Origin of the sequence: Mycobacterium sp. (assembly GCF_035697385.1) — a bacterium.
Classification (GTDB): domain Bacteria; phylum Actinomycetota; class Actinomycetes; order Mycobacteriales; family Mycobacteriaceae; genus Mycobacterium.
This window is the reverse complement of sequence record NZ_DASSCY010000309.1, coordinates 1-3549: the sequence shown is the minus strand read 5'-3', so window position 1 is coordinate 3549 and position 3549 is coordinate 1. Positions and strand designations below refer to the sequence as shown.

The following is a 3549-nucleotide window of genomic DNA, read 5'->3' as shown; positions in this document are numbered from 1 at the left end:
CACATGCTGGTGATCGCGCCGAGCGCGCCGGTCATGTCGCTGTGGGCGATCAGCAGCTGCAGCAGGACCACTGCCGCGATGACGCCCAGCGCCACGATGGACGGCCCGAACGCGACCCGAAGCAGCTCACGCGCCTGGCGTGTGCCGACTGGCCGTTCTTCCACTAGTTGGGCCGCTCCTCGCGCAAGCTCACGCGCGCGAAGTTGACGCACGCGCGGCTCAGATTACGACGGCGCGGGGCCGGACTGTGAGGATGACGACGATTGCGGCTGCGAAGGCACCTGTGAGGTGGGCGCCGAGCTGGCAGGCGGCTGGCCGTACGTCGGGAAGCCGGTGGGCGGAGTCGGGGGTCCGCTCGAGTATCCGCCGGACGACTGGCCGCCCTGGTAGCCGCCGTACTGCGGCGGATATCCCGGACGCTGTTGCTGCTGAGGACCCTGCTGCGGTCCGCCGTGATGCTGCAGCTGTCCCTGCGGCTGGCCGTAGTACTGGCCGGGCCCGCCGTACTGGCCGTACTGCTGTTCATACTTCGGCTTTGGCGCTGGCGGGGTGATCACGCCGGCGTCGAACAGCAGGACAGCGACGGCGATGATCGCTTGTATACCGGCGACCACGACGATCGTGATGAGGCCCCAACCTGCGGAAACTCCGCCCGGCTTTCCTACCAGCTGCAGGAGCGTCAGCAAAAATCCGAGCACGGCCAAGGCGGCAACAACCCCAACACGGCTTGGTTGTTTCGGCACCAGCGCCACGCCGGCGAGGAGCGCGGCGAAGAGGACCACGATGAGCGGGATACCGCCGCCGGCTGAAAGCAGCGCGCCGCCGGTGAGGGTCTGCTCGCCGAATTCGGGCATTCCGCCACCCGAACCTGACGTGAAGAGAGGTCCGAAGCTCGCCAGAAACGCGATCAGACCAAGGGCCGCGACCGCGGCGGTCAGATACAGCGGCAACTTGCTCGGGCCTTCGGCGGCGGCGGGACCGGTGTCGGGCTTGCCGAACTGCTGGGTCGGCGCGGCGAATTGAGTGGTCGGTTGTTGTGCGGGCGGATATCCGGGGCTACCGGGCGGGTAGGTCATGACCTCTCCTGTGCTGGACGCCTGAGCGATTCGATCACCCACGCTAGCGCACCCTGACGTGCGGGCGGCGGCCGTCCGCACCTCAGGCCGACGCGAGTACGGGCTCGCCGACCGAATCCTCTTCGGATTCTTCGATTTCGCGCACCAACGGCAGTACTCGCGAGCCGAAGTACTCGATCTCCTCCTGGAAGTGGAGGAAGCCGCCGAGGATGAGGTCGACGCCCCGCTTGCGGTACGCCGCAATGCGTTCCGCGATCTGCTCGGGTGTGCCGATCAGTTGCGAGCGGAAGCCGTCGTTGTACTGGACCAGGTCCTCGAACGTGGAGTCGGCCCACATGCCGCGCTTGTCCGACGTCGAGTTGCCGGCCTGCTGGACCGCGGAACGGAAACCTTCGACCGCGGGGCGGTTGGCCTTCTCGACGATCTCCCTGAGGACTTCTTTCGCTTCCTTTTCCGTGTCGCGGGCGATGATGAATCCATTGAGCCCGAACCGGACCTCGCGATGGGCCTCACGGGCATGGTCACGGACCTCGACGAGTTGTTCGGTGACGCCGTCGAAATCTTTGCCGTTGGAGAAGTACCAGTCGGAGTAGCGTCCGCCGTTGCGCCGCGCGGCCGTCGAGTTGCCGCCCTGGAAGATCTCCGGCGTGTGGAGCGGCTTGGGCTTCAGAGTGAAGTCGTGGATGCGGTAGAAGTCGCCGCGGAAATCAACGTCGTCCTCGGTCCAGATTTTGCGCAGCACCTGCAGGAACTCCGCGCTGCGCCGGTAGCGCTCGTTGTGTTCGAGCCACGGCTCGCCCAAATGGGTGAACTCATCCTTGAACCAGCCACTGACGACGTTGACCGCGAACCGGCCGTTGCTCAGGTGGTCGGCGGTTGCGCCGAGCTTGGCGAGCACGGCGGGTTGCCACAGACCGGGGTGGACCGCTGCGATCACCTTGAGCTTTTGGGTGGCCAGCAGCAGCGCGAGGCTGAAACTGGTCGACTCGTGCTGGTATTCGGCGCCGTAGCTGGCCTCGTAGCGGACCTGGGACAGCGCGTATTCGAAGCCCTTGTTCTCCGCGGTCTTGGCAAGCTTCGCGTTGTATTCGTAGTTCCAGTCGGTGCGCTGCTCGATGTCGCTGGTGACCAGGCCGCCGCTGACGTTGGGGACCCAGTAGGCGAACTTGATGTGGTCGGCGATGCGTTCAGTCGTCATGGTGTGTCATCCCAGCAATGGCCTGCGCGGCCGTCGCGGGTAACGCTCGCGGTGAACCTAAGAATGGCACCCGCCCTTGCCCGCCAGACTGGAACACGTTCTAATTCTTGCCATGGACTACGGGCTCGTACTTTTCACCAGCGACCGGGGCATTTCCCCGGCGGCCGCGGCCAAGCTTGCCGACGACCACGGCTTCACCACCTTCTACGTGCCCGAGCACACTCACATCCCGGTCAAGCGGCAGGCCGCGCACCCGACCACGGGCGACGAGTCACTGCCCGACGACCGCTACATGCGCACGCTCGATCCGTGGGTCAGCCTCGGTGCGGCTTGCGCGGTGACGTCGCGGGTGCGGTTGTCGACGGCGGTGGCGTTGCCGGTCGAGCACGACCCGATCACGTTGGCGAAGTCGATCGCCACGCTGGACCACCTTTCCGGTGGACGCGTCAGTCTGGGCGTCGGATTCGGTTGGAACACAGACGAACTCGCCGATCACAACGTGCCGCCGGGCCGGCGTCGCACCATGCTTCGCGAATACCTCGAGGCGATGCGGGCGCTGTGGACGGAGGAAGAAGCCTCGTACGAAGGCGAATTCGTCAATTTCGGCCCGAGCTGGGCGTGGCCGAAGCCGGTGCAATCGCACATCCCCGTGCTCGTCGGGGCGGCGGGCACCGAGAAGAACTTCAAGTGGATCGCCCGTAGTGCCGACGGATGGATCACCACACCGCGCGACTTCGACATCGACGAACCGGTCAAGCTGCTGCAGGACACGTGGGCGGGCGCAGGACGTGACGGGGCGCCGCAGATCGTCGCGCTGGACTTCAAGCCGGATCCCGAGAAGCTGGCCCGCTGGGCCGAACTCGGTGTGACAGAGGTGTTGTTCGGCTTGCCCGACAAGTCGGAGGCGGACATCGCCTCTTACGTCGAGCGGCTGGCGGGGAAGTTGGCGGCGCTCGTCTAGCGCCGTCAACGGCAACCTCACTGGCCACAGTTATCGCATCAGCCTCTCTCCAGGTAGGTGCACTTTCTGCCCGCCTCATGGCGACAATGTCGGTACGCACCGACAAAGTCGGCGTGAGGTGGGCACAGCGACTATGCCTTCAGCCAGAGGCCCGTGTGACTGACGACTACAAATGGGCAGCGCGCCTCTTCCGTCAGCGGTGATTTGGTGCCAGGCACCTGGATTCCGGCGGTTTACGCTGGTACGGCACACGCCGTCCAGGAAGCCCGATGTCGATCTCGCTGATCCGCGCGCAGAACCCGCAAGGGGTCGTC

The 3549-nt window shown here is 65.7% G+C and carries 3 protein-coding genes and 1 pseudogene; 1 reads left to right on the top strand and 3 read right to left on the bottom strand.

The features are described from left to right. From VFH65_RS32090 to sfnG, 3 genes and pseudogenes are all read right to left on the bottom strand, one after another. Positions 1–164, bottom strand: a pseudogene (locus VFH65_RS32090) (hypothetical protein); the annotation flags it as partial. A gap of 60 nt (positions 165–224) precedes the next feature. After that, entirely contained in the window at positions 225–1076 is an 852-nt protein-coding gene (locus tag VFH65_RS26105; RefSeq protein WP_353325561.1) for a DUF5336 domain-containing protein, read from the bottom strand. 82 nt (positions 1077–1158) lie between these two features. Then, a complete protein-coding gene (gene sfnG, locus VFH65_RS26100) occupies positions 1159–2274 on the bottom strand; it encodes a dimethylsulfone monooxygenase SfnG (protein ID WP_353325559.1) in 1116 nt (371 codons plus the stop codon). 112 nt (positions 2275–2386) lie between these two features. Between sfnG and VFH65_RS26095 the strand changes: the two genes are divergently transcribed. Continuing rightward, positions 2387–3235: an LLM class F420-dependent oxidoreductase gene (locus VFH65_RS26095; protein ID WP_353325557.1), complete on the top strand. Its 849-nt coding sequence runs from the start codon at positions 2387–2389 to the stop codon at positions 3233–3235. Positions 3236–3549 lie beyond the last annotated feature (314 nt).

Excerpts from the sequence above, each read along its gene's own strand:
- VFH65_RS26105 (WP_353325561.1), bottom strand. The coding sequence starts at position 1,076 with ATGACCTACCCGCCCGGTAGCCCCGGATATCCGCCCGCACAACAACCG.
- sfnG (WP_353325559.1), bottom strand. The coding sequence starts at position 2,274 with ATGACGACTGAACGCATCGCCGACCACATCAAGTTCGCCTACTGGGTC.
- VFH65_RS26095 (WP_353325557.1), top strand. The coding sequence starts at position 2,387 with ATGGACTACGGGCTCGTACTTTTCACCAGCGACCGGGGCATTTCCCCG.